Here is a 15,731-nt window from a genome sequence, read left to right as displayed (position 1 = left end):
TGTTTTTTTATTTATTTTTTCTTAAGGTGGCTAACTTGATTATAAAATTCGCCATCGAGTTTTTTAACAAAAGTATCGATAAATAATTGATGATACGAATCACCAGTCAATTTCTCCAGAATGCCGCTCAATAAGTTAAAATTGATTGCCTGATAATCCCACTTACCGTGCAAGAAATTGGAAAATTTAATGTTATTAATATCTTCATGAATAATATCTTCATCGGAGAGAATTCGACTAGGACCAATATTACCTTTCAAAATCAATCCTGAGGTCATATCGAGCATTTGTCTAATAGTTATCTTCCTACTACCTGGAATTTGTGGATAAAATTTAGCCAATTTATCGCTTAATTTCAACTTGCCATCTTGAACTTGTTTCATGATCATCGCCGCAGTCATTGACTTTTGTACGGAATCAATCTCATAAGTTGTATCCTTATCATTATTGATACCATTTGCATAATCAGCAAAGCCACGACTAGTTTCATAAATTGGCTTGCCATTTTTTATTACCAAAAGCGTTCCAGAATATCCTTTTTGATCTAATAAACTATCGACTTTTTGGTTAAAATCGCCGTCAGCTCTAGTATCAGTCGACTTTGCCAAAACGGTCTCAGGAAATGCTCCTAACGCAATTGCCAAAAGCATGAAAAGAGTTAAAACTTTTTTTTTCATAAATACCACCTGTGAAACCTGCCTAGAAACCTTCCTCAATTCACAATTATAAGTTATTTTTCCAAAAAGGAATACTAATAAACTCATTAATGTTGCTTGTCTAAGACTAGAAAATATTCGATATGGTAAAATGGATTTAATAAGAAAAGAAGGAGATTTAAATGAAAACTATAATAATTATCGTTGTTATTATCTTATTGATTGCTATTTATGCTGGTATGTACAATAGCCTAATTAAATATCGCAATCGTGCTCAAGAGTTCAGTTCTCAAATCGATGTTCAATTAAAACGTCGGACTGATTTAATTCCTAATTTAGTAGAAACCGTAAAGGGCTACGCTAAACATGAAAAAGAAACCTTAGCTAATGTTGTTCAATTAAGAAACAACGTTAATGCAGCTAATTCTTTGCAAGACAAGGTTGAAGCCGACAGTGCCTTGAGTGGTGCCTTAAGACAAGTCTTTGCTTTGGCAGAAAATTATCCTGATTTAAAAGCCAATCAAGAGTTCTCACAATTAATGGAAGAATTATCTAACACTGAAAATAAAGTTTCATATGCACGTCAAGCTTACAACAGTCAAGTCCAGGCTTACGATACTGCCATCCAAACTTTTCCACGCAATATCATTGCAGGAATTCATGGATTCAAGGAAATGAACTTCCTCCAAATCCCTGACGCCGATAAAGCTGCTCCTAAAGTTAAATTTTAGTCGAGGATCATAATGATTTACGAACAGATTGATCGTAACAAACGTAAAACCTACTTGATATTTTTTATCTTCTTTTTGATATTAGCTGCTTTGGGCAGTTTTATCGGTGCCTACTTCTTCGACAATATTTACTCAGGTATCGTTATAGCGGTAATTATTGCAGTCGTTTATATATTGATAACCTACTTTCAATCAACTAGTATCGTAATGCAAATGAACGGTGCTAAAAAACTCAACTCAGCTAAAGATGCTCCTGACCTTTGGCATATAATTGAAGATTTGTCGATGGTCGCTGACATCCCATTGCCAGAGATTTATATTATTGATGACCCCAGTCCTAATGCATTTGCAACTGGTCGTGACCCAGAACATTCAGCTGTTGCTGTAACTAGCGGTTTATATAAGATGATGAATCGTGAGGAACTAGAGGGTGTTTTGGCACACGAAATTTCTCATGTTAGAAACTATGATATTCGTGTTTCGACTATTTCTGTGGCTTTGTCATCAGCTATCATTTTGATTTGCTCCATTATTGGTAATGCTTATCGTTGGTGGATTCCGATGAATGATAATGATCGTGATAACAATAATTCTGGTGCCATTCGTGTAGTTCTTTGGTTAGTTGGCCTAATTTTTGCAATTATTGGACCAATGATAGCCACACTAGTTCAAATGGCAATTTCAAGAAATCGTGAATATTTAGCTGATGTCTCAGGTGCTGAATTGACAAGAAATCCACAGGGATTGATCAATGCTCTAGAAAAACTAAAACAAAGTACCAAACCAATGAAACGAGTTGACGACGCTTCAGCAGCTCTTTATATCGATGACCCCAATAAAAAGAAACATTTTGCTGGTTTATTCGATACTCATCCACCATTGGACAAGCGCATAGAAGCTTTAAAGAAGACTTTTCAGTAAGAAGTTGATTAATTTCGGCTTCTTTTTTATTTTTAATCCGTTATTTCCGAATTAAATTTGTTGTTATTGCAAATATTGTTCAATATTTCTGAAAATCTATGATAGAATCATATTTGGAGATTGAAGAGGTCTTCATAGTGAGGGGAATTTTTTTATGTATATGTTATTACTCATCGTCATAGGTTTGATCGTTTTATTTACAACCTTTATGATCAGACCTAAGAAACGAGTCCAAAGAAAGTTAGCATCTTTAGGGATAATTTTGATTATTGCTGGAGGTTCAGGAATTTACCAATCATATCAGGAAAATTCAACTAGTGGCGATAATCCTAAGCAAGTTGAAAAAACTACTGCCGATTCTGATTTAGCTAACTTGAACTATCAAGGTACTCAAGAAGTAGAAGTTAATAACAATACGCCTACTTTCACAAAATCCGAACTAACTGTTTCGAATGGTCCTTGGCAAAAATTTGCTGATTTAGACAATTTAAACCGAGCCATCCAAGCAGATGCTTTATTAAGTAAAACTCTGATGCCTACTGCTAAGCGTGAAGCTCTTTATGTTAACCCAACCGGTTGGCACAATAAGCGGATCAAAGGCGGTTGGCTATACAATCGTTCACACCTAATTGGTTATCAATTGACTGGGCAAAATAATAATCCCAAGAATTTGATGACCGGTACTCGTTCTTTGAATTCACCCGAAATGCTTAAGCATGAAAACGATATTGCCTATTATCTTAAACAAAATCCTAATAACTTTATTAGGTATCGTGTCAAACCGATATATCGTGGCGATGAATTAGTTGCTCGAGGTGTTCAAATGATGGCTGAATCCTTGTCTAGCAACGGACAAGCCGATCATCAAATTTCTTTTAACGAATACATTTTTAATGTTGAATCAGGTGTGAAGATTAATTATAGTGATGGTACCAGCGTAGTTAATAATAATTAATGATTAGGAGATGGTCGTAGTGCAATATAGTACAGGTGATAAAGAAGTATTCGATTTAATTAGTAAGGAAGAACAACGACAAAATAGAAATATTGAGTTGATTGCTTCTGAAAATATCGTTTCTGATAATGTTAGAAAAGCTCAAGGATCAGTTTTGACTAATAAATATGCTGAAGGTTATCCTGGGCACCGCTACTATGGTGGTTGCGAATATATCGACGGTATCGAACAAATCGCAATTGACCGTGCTAAGAAGCTTTTCAATGCCGAATATGTTAATGTTCAACCACATTCTGGTTCACAAGCTAATGCTGCTGCTTATCAAGCTGTCCTAAAACCAGGAGACCGAGTTTTGGGTATGGATCTTAATGCTGGTGGTCATTTAACTCACGGTTCAAAAGTTAATTTCTCTGGTAAAATTTATGATTTCTTCTCATACGGCGTTAATGATGAAGGTTTGATCGATTATGATGACGTTCAAAGAATCGCTGAAGAAGTTAAACCACATTTAATTGTTGCTGGTGCTTCTGCTTACAGTCGTATCATTGACTTCAAGAAATTCAGAGAAATCGCTGATTCAGTTGGTTCATATTTGATGGTTGATATGGCCCATATTGCTGGACTAGTTGCCGTTGGCTTGCACCCTACTCCAGTTGGAGTTGCTGATATCGTTACTACTACTACTCATAAAACTTTAAGAGGACCTCGTGGTGGTATGATCCTAGCCAATGCTGAATTAGGTAAAAAACTTAACTCAGCTGTCTTCCCAGGCACACAAGGTGGGCCACTAGAACACGTTATTGCTGGTAAAGCTGTTGCCTTTGGCGAAGACCTTCAACCAGAATTCAAAACTTACATGGAACAAGTTGTTAAAAACGCTGCTGCAATGGCTAAAGTCATCGATGCCGCAGACAATCTTTCTGTTTTAACTGGTGGTACTGACAATCACTTGCTAAATGTTGTTCTAACAGATTGTGATTTGAATGGTATGGAAGTACAAAACTTACTCGATTCTATTCACATCACAACTAATAAGGAAGCTATTCCAAACGATCCATTGCCTCCAAAATATACTTCTGGATTACGTCTAGGCTCTCCTGCTATTACTTCAAGAGGTTTTGACGAAAAAGATTGTGAAGAAGTAGCTCACATCATCGTTGATGCTATTAAATATCACGATAATCCTGAAAAATTACAAGAATTGGATGCACGTACTAAAGCATTGACTGACAAGCATCCTATCAGATAATAATCACTCAAGCAGAGTTTAGGCTCTGTTTTTTTGTTGACTTTTTTCACAAGAGTAATTATCATAGGTTTAAACATTTGAACATACCAAAGGAGGAATATCATGGCTGAAGAAACTATGAATCTTTTTAAAAAAGGCATGCCGATTTTTTCTATCTTTCAAGATGAGAATCGACAAAAAATCATTTTACTACTATGTAAAAACAAAGAATTAACTGTCAATCAAATCACCGATCAGTTAAACCTATCACGTCCAGCCGTTTCACATCATCTCAAATTAATGCTAGATGCCAAAGTTATTGCTGTGAATAAAGTTGGTAAGGAAAGATTTTATCGTGTTTCATTAGATGATACTGTACAATTGTTAAAAGCATTGACTATCTCTCTAGAAAAAAGTATTTCATCCAAATAAGATGAAATTTATTTTTTATTCATTATGTTTAAATGTTTAAACCTATAATAAGGAGAATACTATGACTACTATATTTGATTCGTTAACTTTAAAAACTAATACTACCATCAAGAATCGTTTCGTAAAGGCTGCCATGAGTGAGACTTTAGGCGATTCAAAATATCAACCAACAGAACAAACTATCTCACTCTATCAAGCTTGGGCTAATGGTGGAACTGGTCTACTCATTACTGGAAACGTGATGGTCGATCGTAACGCCCGTGGTGAATTTGGAAACATCGTTGTTGATCACAATCAAAATTATAATCTATTAAAAAAATGGGCTCAGGCTGGAACCACTAATAATACCAAAATTTTTCTGCAATTAAATCATCCTGGAAAACAATCTCCCAAAACTATTACTAAACAACCAGTCACTCCTAGTGCTGTTCCCATGACAGGGTCAAATAGTTTTGCCTTTAATTCACCCAGAGCTTTGAGCCATGCAGAAATAAAACAAATCATTGCTAAGTTTGTTGATGCTGCAGTAATCGCTCAGCAAACTGGTTTTTCCGGAGTAGAAATTCACGCTGCTCATGGATATTTACTCAACCAATTTCTTTCACCACACGATAATCAGAGAAGTGACGAATATGGCGGTTCTCTAGAAAATCGCATGCGTATCATCACCGAAATTTATCAAGGTATCCGCGAAAAAGTTGGTCGCAACTTCCCTATAGCATTAAAAATCAATTCATCTGATTTTCGACCTGATGGTTTTTCTGAAGAAGATTCACTCAAAGTAATCCAAAAAATGGATCAATTAGGTATCGACTTGATAGAAATATCTGGTGGTAACTATGAGAATCCAAAAATGCAAGGGATCGGCAAAGGTGCTTTCTTCATCGATTATGCCAAAAAAGTCAAGCAAACAATCAAGACTCCTATCATTGTTACTGGTGGTTTTAACACTGCTAATGGTATGGAATCAGCCATCCAAAATAAAGAGACTGATTTTATCGGACTCGCTCGCCCATTAGTTATGGTCCCTGACTTGCCCAACCAACTAAAATGGGGTAACTTTACTTCTGTGAAACTAAATCATCTGACCACTGGTTCAAAAAAATTAGATAAAAAAGTCGGGTCTTTGATTGGGTTAAGTTTCTACCAACAACAAATGTCACGAATCGCAGAAGGTAAAAAAGTTCAACCCACCACCAATGCCTGGGGCGCTTTATTATTTTCTCTCAGACACCAAGGTTTATCTGCTTTAATGCCACAACGGAATAAGGAGTAAATCATGAAAAAAATCTTAGTTGTTTTAACAAATACAATCAAATATTTAGGTACACAACAAGCTACTGGACTCTGGCTAGGCGAAGCTACCGAATTTGTCGACGAAGTTACCAAAATAGGTTTTGCAGTTGATTACGTTAGCCCCAAAGGTGGTTTCGTTCCCTTAGATCCTCGCAGTTTCAAATATACTGACAAATCTACTATGGATATTTATAGTAGTTCCGATTTTCAACAACGAGCTTTAACTAATTCATTAAAACCTGAAGAAATCAATCCCAAAGATTATCAAGCTATTTATTATACTGGTGGCCACGGTGTAATGTGGGACTTTCCTACCGATCAAAAATTACAAAAAATCACTAACGAGATTTATCAACAAGGTGGCTTCGTAACTTCGGTCTGTCACGGTATTGCTGGACTACTAAATGTCAAAGATGATTCAGGTAATTACTTAATCGCTGGCAAAAAAATAACTGGTTTCACGACTGCTGAAGAAATTCTTGCTGGAAAAAGAAAAGTTGTTCCCTTTTTGAATGAAGATGTTGCTAAGTTACATGGCGCTAATTTTCAAAAGAAACGAGCTTATAAAGAGTTCGCTATTCAAGATGGACAATTGATCACTGGTCAAAATCCATTTTCAGCTCGTGCGGTTGCTAAAAAATTAATCATGGCTCAAAATGAATCTCACTAAAATTAACGGTGAGATTTTTTAATTACCTAAAATAAGACATTTATACCTAATTCGTGATATTATAATTTTAATATTATCGCTTACATGTATAATCATGTTTACTTTCTTTGGGGGTGTCTTAATGAAATTATTTAATGTAAAATTTTTATTTCTTCTAGTTTTCTTGCTTACTTTAGGACTAATTAATCAACCAATAACAATCCAGGCTGCGGCACCAACAAAGGATGAAGTTTTTGAAAATGCTCCTGCCGGATTAAATTTAGACGGTTTGATTGAAGACCCAAATTACGAAAATGGTACTAACGATGCATCTTTGAACAAAGACTTCCCTGTCAACATCGTAGAAATGCTAACAAAAGATGGTGGTCAAGACCAAATCAGCTCTTTTTGGGGCAAGAAATATAAAGATAGCGACGATACCAAACTATATAATTATTTTGATTTGACTAAAGATCAGACAATTTCTGCTTGGATTTATTACGGAGATGTTTACCATAATTATCCAACTGGTTCAAACATTGACAAAGAGAGTGTTTATACAGATGGTATGAAGGATGACAAAACTCCTGATGGGTTAGCTTTGGTCTTACAAAACGACGATCGTGGAGCAAAAGCAATTTCCACCGCTATCGGTGGTGACAAAATCGGTTATCCTTCTTATGGCGAAACACTTGGAGTTTGGGGTGGTAGCACTGTTGATCACTCTCCACTTAGTTCATCGATTAAATCGCTAAACATATTAACTTATCCAGAAGATACAGTGTACAATCAAAAATTACAAAACGGAGCTATTCAAAACAGTTTTGCTCTTGAATTAGATGCCCTTCAGAATTTCAAAAAGCCAAGTACTAAAATGACTGGTATTAGTTATGAAACAATTCAAGGAAAAGACGATTACTTTGACATTGCAGATGGTTACAAAGGACAACACATTATGTCTGGATATCCTGGTGATGCAACAACATACAACGACTATGCAACAAAAGGATTCACATCGGCTGCTTTTACTAACGCCAAAGGTTATTACTTTTCACAAAGTTATAATTCAGGTACTTCCAATAATATCCAGATCAGTGGCTACTATTCAGGCAATTCTGAAGATATGAATGTTAACAAAGCTTGGAAACATTTGACTTTCAAATACAAAAAAGATGGTTCCTTCACTTACCGTTTCAATGATCAAGAACTAGACGGAACTGCTAAACCTCTTAACGAACTTAGTGCTGGTAATGGAACAATTGATACATCCAAACTCGGTGACGGTAAATACGTTCGTTGGGGCTTTACGGCATCAACTGGTTCTCAATATTCAGCTCCAAACGATGTCGCAATCGTCATGCAACAAATGCCAAGTACCGCTAACGTTCAAAGTTCAGTTAAATTACTCGACATGTCACAATACAATTCTGATGATATCTTGGGTCGTGAAATAAGTGACTTAAAGAATGACTCAAATTATAGAGATGGTATGCTTTCTCTCTTTATCAATAAAAATAGTTACAACGTTGCTAATAATGACAAATTACTTTTTAAATATGGCTTAACTTACAATTCAGGAACGCTAGAAACGGGAGAAATCAATACAACCTTAGATTTACCTGAAAATGTTAACTTCACTCCGGGAGTTTCTGAGTCGGTTGACGATGGTAGTATTGGTCAATTAGTCTATGACGATGGCACTACTCAAGAGATTCTACCTTCAGATATTACGCAAAATTCTGATGGCTCCAACAGTATCAAATTAGAGCTTAAAACAATGGACACTAGTGGTCAAAAAGCAACGATTTATTTATATGGTCAAGCTTCTGCAACTACTACCCCTAAATTAGTCAATGGTACTCCTACAACATTCAATAGCCAAAACTACATTGAAAATATTACTACTCCAACGTTTATTATCAATGATCAATTAAATCTTGATGCCACTCAATTAAATCAAACAATTGACAGCGATAAAGATGCCACGATCAAAGGTACTATTAACTACGTCAATAAATCTAAATTTAATGGCGACGACCTTACTTTACATACTAAAATCAATGGTACTCAAATGGACGATACTAAATACAGTACGACTTCCGATACTGCCACGACTGACTTTTCAATGATCATGACTAATGCCTTGTCCGATGGTAGCCCATTAAAAATCGGTAAAAATACTATTGAAGTTTATGTAACTGATTCCTTAAAACGGGTCTCTAATACCGTCACTTATACGATAACTGTCAATGATTACAAAGATTTGATTTTGACTGCTACTAGTCCCGACCCTATGAAGGTTAAAATTACTGACCCTATTCAATTGGATAGTGAAGTTACCTATAGCGATGGTTCTAAAATTGCTGAACTAGGTTACTTAGACTATGCTTACTTAAAAATTGACGACAATAAATTTGAAAAAGTACATATAGATGGTGGTGGTAGTGTTGGTGATGTCACTACCTTATTCATAAAATTAACAGCCGGAAAACTAGATGTCGGCGAACATACGCTTTACTTCTATGTCAACGATGGAACTAGAGATTCCAACATCGTCGAATATCACATAACAGTCACTAATAAAACCTTACTTTTAAAAGCTAATGATGATGATACCACTCAAATTGTTCAAAATAACGCTAATGTAAAATTACGCGGAACTTACCATTATGAGGATAATTCTGATTTCATCAATAAAGTCACTTCGGTTAAGTATCAAATTACTAACGAAGATGGTACTAAACAGGCAATTGTCACTAAAGAAATCCAAACTGATGATAGTACTGCTGAATTTACCTTAACTTTGAAACCGATCGGAGCGGATTTGTTTGACAATTCCTCTGAACAAACTTTAACCGACTATCTCAAAACTGCCACCGGTTTAAAAGTTGGCAAGAATGAAGTATCTGTCACAGCTTATGACGGTGATGATGCTACCTCTAACACTGAAACTTATACTATCAACGTACCAACTCTTGATCCAACAATTGAATCTGACAGTTTAACCGTTGATTCAATTGAACAAATGAAACTTCCATTATCGTTGAAATTCACTTATTCCGATGCAAATTATCAATTACAATCAAAAGATTTGGCTACTTTCACTCAAGTTAAAGACAATGACGATTCAACTATGACTGTCTTGAAAAAGCCTGAGACTTTCACTACAACACCTTATCAATTCAACATCAAATCCAATTGGAATAATGATTTAGTCGAAGGTCAAAACACTGTTTCGGTTTATACGATGGATCGTTATTTGAGAAAATCCAACGTATTAAATTATCAGATGAATATCTTACCTTCTGGTACTCGAATCGAAGTTGGAAATTATCGTTTCAAGACGATTGATCCTAAAAAAGAAATCGCCGACTACGTTCAACGTGATGGTGCCTGGAATATTGAAATCAATAGCTATCAAGATAAGTGGGTGTTAAAAGCCAAAGCTAGCAATATGTTGCGTCAAGATATCACTGGTAATTACTCTGAATTATCTGACTTATCTTTGGTAAACAAAAAGACAGAAAATGGAATTGGCACTGATTTAATAAATAATCCTATTATTGCAACTGGTGACAGTACCGGTTCTGCTTTTCCAATCTCCTATACGCTTTTTGGAAACGACAGTGATGCAAATTCTGGTATTCTTCTAAAGACTGACGGCACACCACTTGAAGGTGAATATCAAAGTATGATTACTTGGTCAATTGATGATTCAATTTAAAAAGATTCCCCAATGATTTAAAAATCAAAGGGGAATCTTTTTTTATAATTACTGAATATTAAAACGTAGCATATTGTGTATCATTTACGCTAATCCATTCATCAGTTGCAACACGATACTTTATTTGTATCTATTTGTCCTTCTCAAGAAATACAGCAGCTAATGCTTCCCCATAACACACTCTAAGCGGCTTAGCCGCAAAGAGTGTGTAAAAAAATAGATCTTATCAAAATTGATAAGATCTATTAATAACTAATCTCCCGTATCCATAGAAAGATTTGCTTTTTTAACTTTGTGTTCATAACGAGAATAAAGCGTGAATCCAGTCAAACCGAAGACCACTGGACCAAGAACGGTCCAAAGAGCATCAGTATAGGCACCTTCCATTAATGGTTGTAGCAATGTGAAGATAATTGCAAATGCCAATACTAAGAAGACAATTATAGAAACTGTCCACATGGCCTTCTTATTTTTATAGAACAAGTAAGGTTTCTCAATATCCTTGTTCATATTAAAGAATGGATATGCTCCTACTAAGAACAAGTATGGAACAGTCGTTGAAACGTTAGCCATCAATGTCAAAACATTGTATAGAGCTTTGGCATTCTTACCACCCATATCAACGATCAAAATCAAAACAATAACAACGATTGCTTGCATCCACATTGCATAAGCAGGCATACCATGTTTGTTTAATTTAGTAACTTTTTCAGGCCAAAAGTCTTTTGGTGTACCCAATACGAATGATTTCAATGGTGAATAAATCAAAACGAAGAAGGAACCCATATAAAGGATAAACATATCAAAACCAGTGAAACGTGCCAGCCATTCACCTAAAGTAATCGCTGCCGCACTACCCATTCCGGTATGAATCCCGAATTGATAACCAAGGTTACTCATCATAACATAAGTAATATTTCCCAGGTTAACGTTACCTTTAGCAATAACTGAATTCCAGTTGGCACTCATAGCCCAAAAGAGAATTGTTAGTGAATAAAGTACTGTGATAACAATAGCTGAAATCAAAACACCACGTGGAAAATCACGCTTAGGATTCTTCATACTATCAGTAACACCACCGACAGATTCCATACCACCGTAAGCAAAGATTGCATAAACGATGAAGGAAACCATCCCTAGTGGTGAAGCGAAAGCTGGATTTGCCGAATGGATAAAGGTATCTAATCCTTGAACTGGTTCAGCTGTGTTAAAACCTGACATGAAGAAGACTGACAAACTCAAAACAAAGAAGATAACTTGCAAGAGGATCATCATGATACCACCGAAGTTAGAAACTTTAGTAATTTTTTCAATACCTTGTGAAGCGGTAAATGTAACGAAAATGATCCACAAAACAGCCAAAATACCAATAACTTGTGTGGCGCTTAGTCCGAACATTTTCCAAGTTTGAGTTGTATCATGTCCAGCAAAGGTCGTAGACAATGGAATCCAAACTTTTGAGGAAGTGGAGACTAGCCAAACTTCCCATGAAGCTAACCACATAAAGGTTCCGATGAAGGCCCATTTAGGTCCAACGGCTCCATCGATCCAAGAATAAATTCCACCTTTAGCTTCGTTAAAAGCGGAACCATACTCTGCCATCATAAATCCTACTGGAAGGAAGAAGAAGACAGCGGCAAAAACATACCAAACAATACTTGCTAATCCCATCTGCTCATATGCAACAGTTGTATTAGCGAATCCAAAAATAGCCGTGAAAATCATCATTATCAAACTAAATAACGTGATCGTTTTCTTCGGCGAATTACCATCATTCATTTTTAAAACCCCTCATTTAATTTTCAATGTACAAATTTTTATAAATTCATATCTGTCTTGAAGTTTAGAGGTGAAAAATCAGTCGAGTCCGTAATTAATTGAGCAATTAGCTCTTTATAGCCATCAAGTGAAATTTTCGCCATTTCAAATGAAGCTTCTGTTAAATAATTAGGTAATTTATCATCATCTTTGCTCAAGGCTTCTTTATCAAAATCATTTAACTTCTTGCGAAGCGTGATATTGATGTCCTTTTGCTTGGCTTGGAAGTCTTTTCCAAGTTCTTTGTAATGACCATCTAATAAAACTCCGGCCAATTTATAAGTCCAATAAGCTGACTTGCTATCATATGGTAATTTCCCGAGTTTGTATTCTTCTGGAGTGTCAATGCTTCCCATATAGAATGGTACATAAACGCTTTGAGAAGCTACCCCCATTGCTAACCATTGAACGCAAGCAATTTCAGGAGCCATATTTGGTCTGATTTGCAAGACGTGTGACTCTTGAGTTTTTGCTAAACTAATTGGACGATATTTTTTATTATCATTAGACTTATTCAAAGGATCGAATGGTGTCTTTTGATAATGTGATGCCAAATAATCTTGAGCATCATCAACACTTAACAAGCGATTTGCTTTCTTAACAAAAGCTAAATCTTCACTTTCTGGGCTTTCATTCGTTTTTCCCGAAAACTGCTGTTGACCCCACCAGACACGTGGCGTGCTGTATATTTCATCAGATAAATCATGTGTTCCAAAAATTTCTCTAAAATTAAAACCGTTGGGTTTAGTATTCAAATGATTGTTTTCAACAAATTCTTTAATATCTTTACGATATAAGAAATTATCTGGATCATCGAAATCAATTTCTTGAATAGCTAGTTGATTGGCGACAACTGCATAACTATCGTCGGGGATACGCTGTGCAACCCAGTAATGCCCTGATCCACTTTCAAAGTACCAAACTTCATCTTTATCTGAGAAAAGTACTCCGTTAGTTTCACAAGTTCCATAATCTTCAATAATCTTTCCTAGTCGTAAAACACCTTCCCGAGCGGTTTTGACATAGGGTAGAACTACTGTGATCATGGCCTCTTCACCAATACCATTTTTATCAAGAGGATCAACACCTAAAACACGTTGGTTAGAATAAGCACTCTCTGTGGCACTCATCCCTACTCCGTATTCGTTAAATCCATCCTCTTCAAATAATCCTTCTTTAAAGGTCCATTCAGGAGTGGCAGAATATTTATAGCGAATTTTAGGTAGGTCCATTTGAAAGTCATTAGCTTTGGAGACAAACTTCTGATCATCAGTAAATTCTTTATGTTCATGAATAACGAAATGTTTAGGCCATGAAGCCATTGCATCTTCGTTACGTCCGATGATAGTTGAACCATCAACGGTGGCTTTTTTACCAATTAAAATACTTGTACAAGCCGATAAAGAACTCTTATTATAAACTAAAGCCATCTAATCACCTTACTTAAATTTTACTGCGGTACCATAAGCTGCAACAGTTTCCATGTCAGCACTGATCGAGTCAGAATCAAAACGCATCATAACGACAGCATCAGCACCCATATCTAAAGCATTTTGACGCAAACGATCAATCGCGATATCACGTGCTTCCGTCAACAATTCGGTATAGGCTTTGATCTCACCACCGACGATGTTTTTAAATCCAGCTCCGATATTTTTTACGACGTTTTTTGATTGAGTAGTAAGTCCAAAAACCTCACCAATAATCTCGTAGTTGCGACCTGGAATTTGCTCAGTCGTAGTCACTAATATCTCGCTCTTCTCCATTGATTCACCTCACAAAAATAATTATTTCACTCCATAAATAATGTAACACATAAAATGTTTCAAATGGTTATATATCGGGAAATATTACCGACAAAATGCGCTTTTTATCGGATAAAAATATCATGAATATAAAAAAATTAAACGTAAAAAAAGAACCTTGCAAATTAACTCACAAAGTTCTCTCCCTATTATCAATTTAATTTTTTTGATTGATCTTTTCAGTAACCTCGTCGACTGTCTCATCAACTCGTTCTTTAGCTTTACCGATGGCTTCTTGAGCCTTGCCTTTTAATTCTTGCTTATCATTGCCAGAAGCTTTGCCAACTGCTTGATTCGTTTTACCTTTAATCATATCTTCTTTACTTTCAATACTCATATATAAAACTCCTCTCTGATTTATCTATAATCAAAGAATAGCAAGTTTCTGGTAGATTGAGCAATATTTTAGTTCTTCAAAATATCCTTAAAGAAATCAACTGTAATATCAAAGATTGGTTTCATGATTGCCAAAATCATTAGGAATAGATCGACAAACAATAATTTAATCATCCAGGCAACCGACATACTAGTTGTAAAGTGGAAATACAATACAAATAGTCCTAAGAATATTGCCACGAAAGCAAAAATATAAATTACAACCAGTCCTATTAAGTTTTCTGTTTCAGTTTCTTCATGTTTCATGGTAGTTTCCCCCTCATCTGGATCGATAAATACTTTATTTATCCATCTTTGTTAACGCTTACATTATAACATTCTCAAGGTTTCTACGTTAATTTTTTTAAAATAAAATTGCTTTTTATTTGCTTATTGTCGACTGAGCGCATAGTATAAGTGTAGAAAAAATTGATGAGATTAAAATTAAAAATATAACGCATTGTTCATTTCGGGGGTCAATCAAATGAAATTATCAAGAATTATTACTCTTTCGGCCGTATTTTTTGCTATGTCCAGCTCTTTTGCCGTTTCACAAAAAAATGCCGATGCTTCAACTGTCGCAACCACAAGTGCCAGTGGTATTGCCAAATTGTACACTAAAAATGGTAAACAAATTTCTAATCGTGCTCTAGCACCTAATACTAAATGGGCTGTTGGAAACGTTATTACAATTAATGGAGAAAAATTATATCAAGTTGCTTCTAATGAGTATTTAAAAGCTAGTGCTTCTAGTCTTTCTGGAGATACTCCAGTAGCAGTTGCCACAAAATCAGACGCTACTACTGAATCACAAAGCGATACTGCATATACTCCAAATATCGCTAACATCAATAGTTACTTTGCTAAATACGTAAACGCTTTGCACCAAGCTAACGGTACTAGTTCTGTTAACGTATCTAATGATGTTGTTTCTTACGCTGCACAAAGAGCTGACCAACAAAATGGTAATAATCTAGATCACAGTACAGCTACTAAGAATATGTCTGAAAACCTTTCTGGTGCCGGATATGATTATATAATAAAAAAAGCCGGCGCTAAGTCCGACAAAGATGTTGCTTATTTCTTATGGCAGATTGTAAAATATAACTGAACACTAGTGGACACAAAAACCCATAAAGGT

The 15,731-nt window shown here is 35.6% G+C and carries 15 protein-coding genes; 9 read left to right on the top strand and 6 right to left on the bottom strand.

Annotation, left to right across the window (positions count from 1 at the left end; translation table 11 throughout):
* Window positions 1-11: 11 nt before the first annotated feature.
* Window positions 12-677, bottom strand: coding sequence for a serine hydrolase domain-containing protein (locus FC88_RS05535; RefSeq protein ID WP_235526908.1), 666 nt, complete (start codon window positions 675-677; stop codon window positions 12-14).
* 161 nt (window positions 678-838) lie between these two features.
* On the opposite strand from FC88_RS05535, the gene FC88_RS05530 reads away from it, so the two are divergent.
* From FC88_RS05530 to FC88_RS05495, 8 genes are all read left to right on the top strand, one after another.
* Window positions 839-1,387 (top strand): LemA family protein, encoded by a 549-nt coding sequence (locus FC88_RS05530; protein WP_057813609.1) that lies wholly within the window; start codon window positions 839-841, stop codon window positions 1,385-1,387.
* A 12-nt stretch (window positions 1,388-1,399) separates the two neighbouring features.
* A complete protein-coding gene (htpX, locus tag FC88_RS05525) occupies window positions 1,400-2,308 on the top strand; it encodes a zinc metalloprotease HtpX (RefSeq protein WP_057813607.1) in 909 nt (302 codons plus the stop codon).
* Between the two features lie 154 nt (window positions 2,309-2,462).
* A complete protein-coding gene (locus tag FC88_RS05520) occupies window positions 2,463-3,263 on the top strand; it encodes a DNA/RNA non-specific endonuclease (protein WP_057813604.1) in 801 nt (266 codons plus the stop codon).
* A gap of 10 nt (window positions 3,264-3,273) precedes the next feature.
* Window positions 3,274-4,512 (top strand): serine hydroxymethyltransferase, encoded by a 1,239-nt coding sequence (glyA, locus tag FC88_RS05515; RefSeq protein WP_057813602.1) that lies wholly within the window; start codon window positions 3,274-3,276, stop codon window positions 4,510-4,512.
* Window positions 4,513-4,614: 102 nt separating this feature from the next.
* Window positions 4,615-4,923 (top strand): ArsR/SmtB family transcription factor, encoded by a 309-nt coding sequence (locus FC88_RS05510; protein WP_057813600.1) that lies wholly within the window; start codon window positions 4,615-4,617, stop codon window positions 4,921-4,923.
* A 61-nt stretch (window positions 4,924-4,984) separates the two neighbouring features.
* A complete protein-coding gene (locus FC88_RS05505) occupies window positions 4,985-6,199 on the top strand; it encodes an NADH:flavin oxidoreductase/NADH oxidase family protein (protein ID WP_057813597.1) in 1,215 nt (404 codons plus the stop codon).
* Between the two features lie 3 nt (window positions 6,200-6,202).
* On the top strand, window positions 6,203-6,889 hold the full coding sequence (locus FC88_RS05500) for a type 1 glutamine amidotransferase domain-containing protein (protein ID WP_057813595.1): 687 nt from the start codon (window positions 6,203-6,205) through the stop codon (window positions 6,887-6,889).
* Window positions 6,890-7,010: 121 nt separating this feature from the next.
* Entirely contained in the window at window positions 7,011-10,592 is a 3,582-nt protein-coding gene (locus tag FC88_RS05495; protein WP_057813593.1) for a hypothetical protein, read from the top strand.
* A gap of 252 nt (window positions 10,593-10,844) precedes the next feature.
* On the opposite strand, the gene yjeM is transcribed toward FC88_RS05495, so the two are convergent.
* From yjeM to FC88_RS05470, 5 genes are all read right to left on the bottom strand, one after another.
* Window positions 10,845-12,371, bottom strand: coding sequence for a glutamate/gamma-aminobutyrate family transporter YjeM (yjeM, locus tag FC88_RS05490; protein WP_057813591.1), 1,527 nt, complete (start codon window positions 12,369-12,371; stop codon window positions 10,845-10,847).
* Between the two features lie 38 nt (window positions 12,372-12,409).
* Window positions 12,410-13,840 (bottom strand): C69 family dipeptidase, encoded by a 1,431-nt coding sequence (locus FC88_RS05485; protein WP_057813590.1) that lies wholly within the window; start codon window positions 13,838-13,840, stop codon window positions 12,410-12,412.
* Window positions 13,841-13,849: 9 nt separating this feature from the next.
* Window positions 13,850-14,176, bottom strand: coding sequence for a heavy metal-binding domain-containing protein (locus FC88_RS05480; RefSeq protein WP_057813588.1), 327 nt, complete (start codon window positions 14,174-14,176; stop codon window positions 13,850-13,852).
* A 196-nt stretch (window positions 14,177-14,372) separates the two neighbouring features.
* On the bottom strand, window positions 14,373-14,552 hold the full coding sequence (locus FC88_RS05475; RefSeq protein ID WP_057813586.1) for a CsbD family protein: 180 nt from the start codon (window positions 14,550-14,552) through the stop codon (window positions 14,373-14,375).
* Between the two features lie 68 nt (window positions 14,553-14,620).
* Window positions 14,621-14,857 (bottom strand): hypothetical protein, encoded by a 237-nt coding sequence (locus FC88_RS05470; RefSeq protein WP_057813584.1) that lies wholly within the window; start codon window positions 14,855-14,857, stop codon window positions 14,621-14,623.
* A 217-nt stretch (window positions 14,858-15,074) separates the two neighbouring features.
* On the opposite strand from FC88_RS05470, the gene FC88_RS05465 reads away from it, so the two are divergent.
* Complete coding sequence (locus tag FC88_RS05465; protein ID WP_057813582.1) at window positions 15,075-15,701, top strand: SLAP domain-containing protein; 627 nt, start codon at window positions 15,075-15,077, stop codon at window positions 15,699-15,701.
* Window positions 15,702-15,731 lie beyond the last annotated feature (30 nt).

It is taken from the genome of Companilactobacillus futsaii JCM 17355 (assembly GCF_001435505.1).
GTDB lineage: Bacteria > Bacillota > Bacilli > Lactobacillales > Lactobacillaceae > Companilactobacillus > Companilactobacillus futsaii.
Note: the sequence above shows the minus strand (reverse complement) of the source record. Positions and strands in the feature narration are given on the sequence as shown.

What these genes read in the sequence shown, in the direction of transcription:
- FC88_RS05535 (WP_235526908.1), bottom strand. Translation starts at nt 677, where the DNA reads ATGAAAAAAAAAGTTTTAACTCTTTTCATGCTTTTGGCAATTGCGTTA.
- FC88_RS05530 (WP_057813609.1), top strand. Translation starts at nt 839, where the DNA reads ATGAAAACTATAATAATTATCGTTGTTATTATCTTATTGATTGCTATT.
- htpX (WP_057813607.1), top strand. Translation starts at nt 1,400, where the DNA reads ATGATTTACGAACAGATTGATCGTAACAAACGTAAAACCTACTTGATA.
- FC88_RS05520 (WP_057813604.1), top strand. Translation starts at nt 2,463, where the DNA reads ATGTATATGTTATTACTCATCGTCATAGGTTTGATCGTTTTATTTACA.
- glyA (WP_057813602.1), top strand. Translation starts at nt 3,274, where the DNA reads ATGGTCGTAGTGCAATATAGTACAGGTGATAAAGAAGTATTCGATTTA.
- FC88_RS05510 (WP_057813600.1), top strand. Translation starts at nt 4,615, where the DNA reads ATGGCTGAAGAAACTATGAATCTTTTTAAAAAAGGCATGCCGATTTTT.
- FC88_RS05505 (WP_057813597.1), top strand. Translation starts at nt 4,985, where the DNA reads ATGACTACTATATTTGATTCGTTAACTTTAAAAACTAATACTACCATC.
- FC88_RS05500 (WP_057813595.1), top strand. Translation starts at nt 6,203, where the DNA reads ATGAAAAAAATCTTAGTTGTTTTAACAAATACAATCAAATATTTAGGT.
- FC88_RS05495 (WP_057813593.1), top strand. Translation starts at nt 7,011, where the DNA reads ATGAAATTATTTAATGTAAAATTTTTATTTCTTCTAGTTTTCTTGCTT.
- yjeM (WP_057813591.1), bottom strand. Translation starts at nt 12,371, where the DNA reads ATGAATGATGGTAATTCGCCGAAGAAAACGATCACGTTATTTAGTTTG.
- FC88_RS05485 (WP_057813590.1), bottom strand. Translation starts at nt 13,840, where the DNA reads ATGGCTTTAGTTTATAATAAGAGTTCTTTATCGGCTTGTACAAGTATT.
- FC88_RS05480 (WP_057813588.1), bottom strand. Translation starts at nt 14,176, where the DNA reads ATGGAGAAGAGCGAGATATTAGTGACTACGACTGAGCAAATTCCAGGT.
- FC88_RS05475 (WP_057813586.1), bottom strand. Translation starts at nt 14,552, where the DNA reads ATGAGTATTGAAAGTAAAGAAGATATGATTAAAGGTAAAACGAATCAA.
- FC88_RS05470 (WP_057813584.1), bottom strand. Translation starts at nt 14,857, where the DNA reads ATGAAACATGAAGAAACTGAAACAGAAAACTTAATAGGACTGGTTGTA.
- FC88_RS05465 (WP_057813582.1), top strand. Translation starts at nt 15,075, where the DNA reads ATGAAATTATCAAGAATTATTACTCTTTCGGCCGTATTTTTTGCTATG.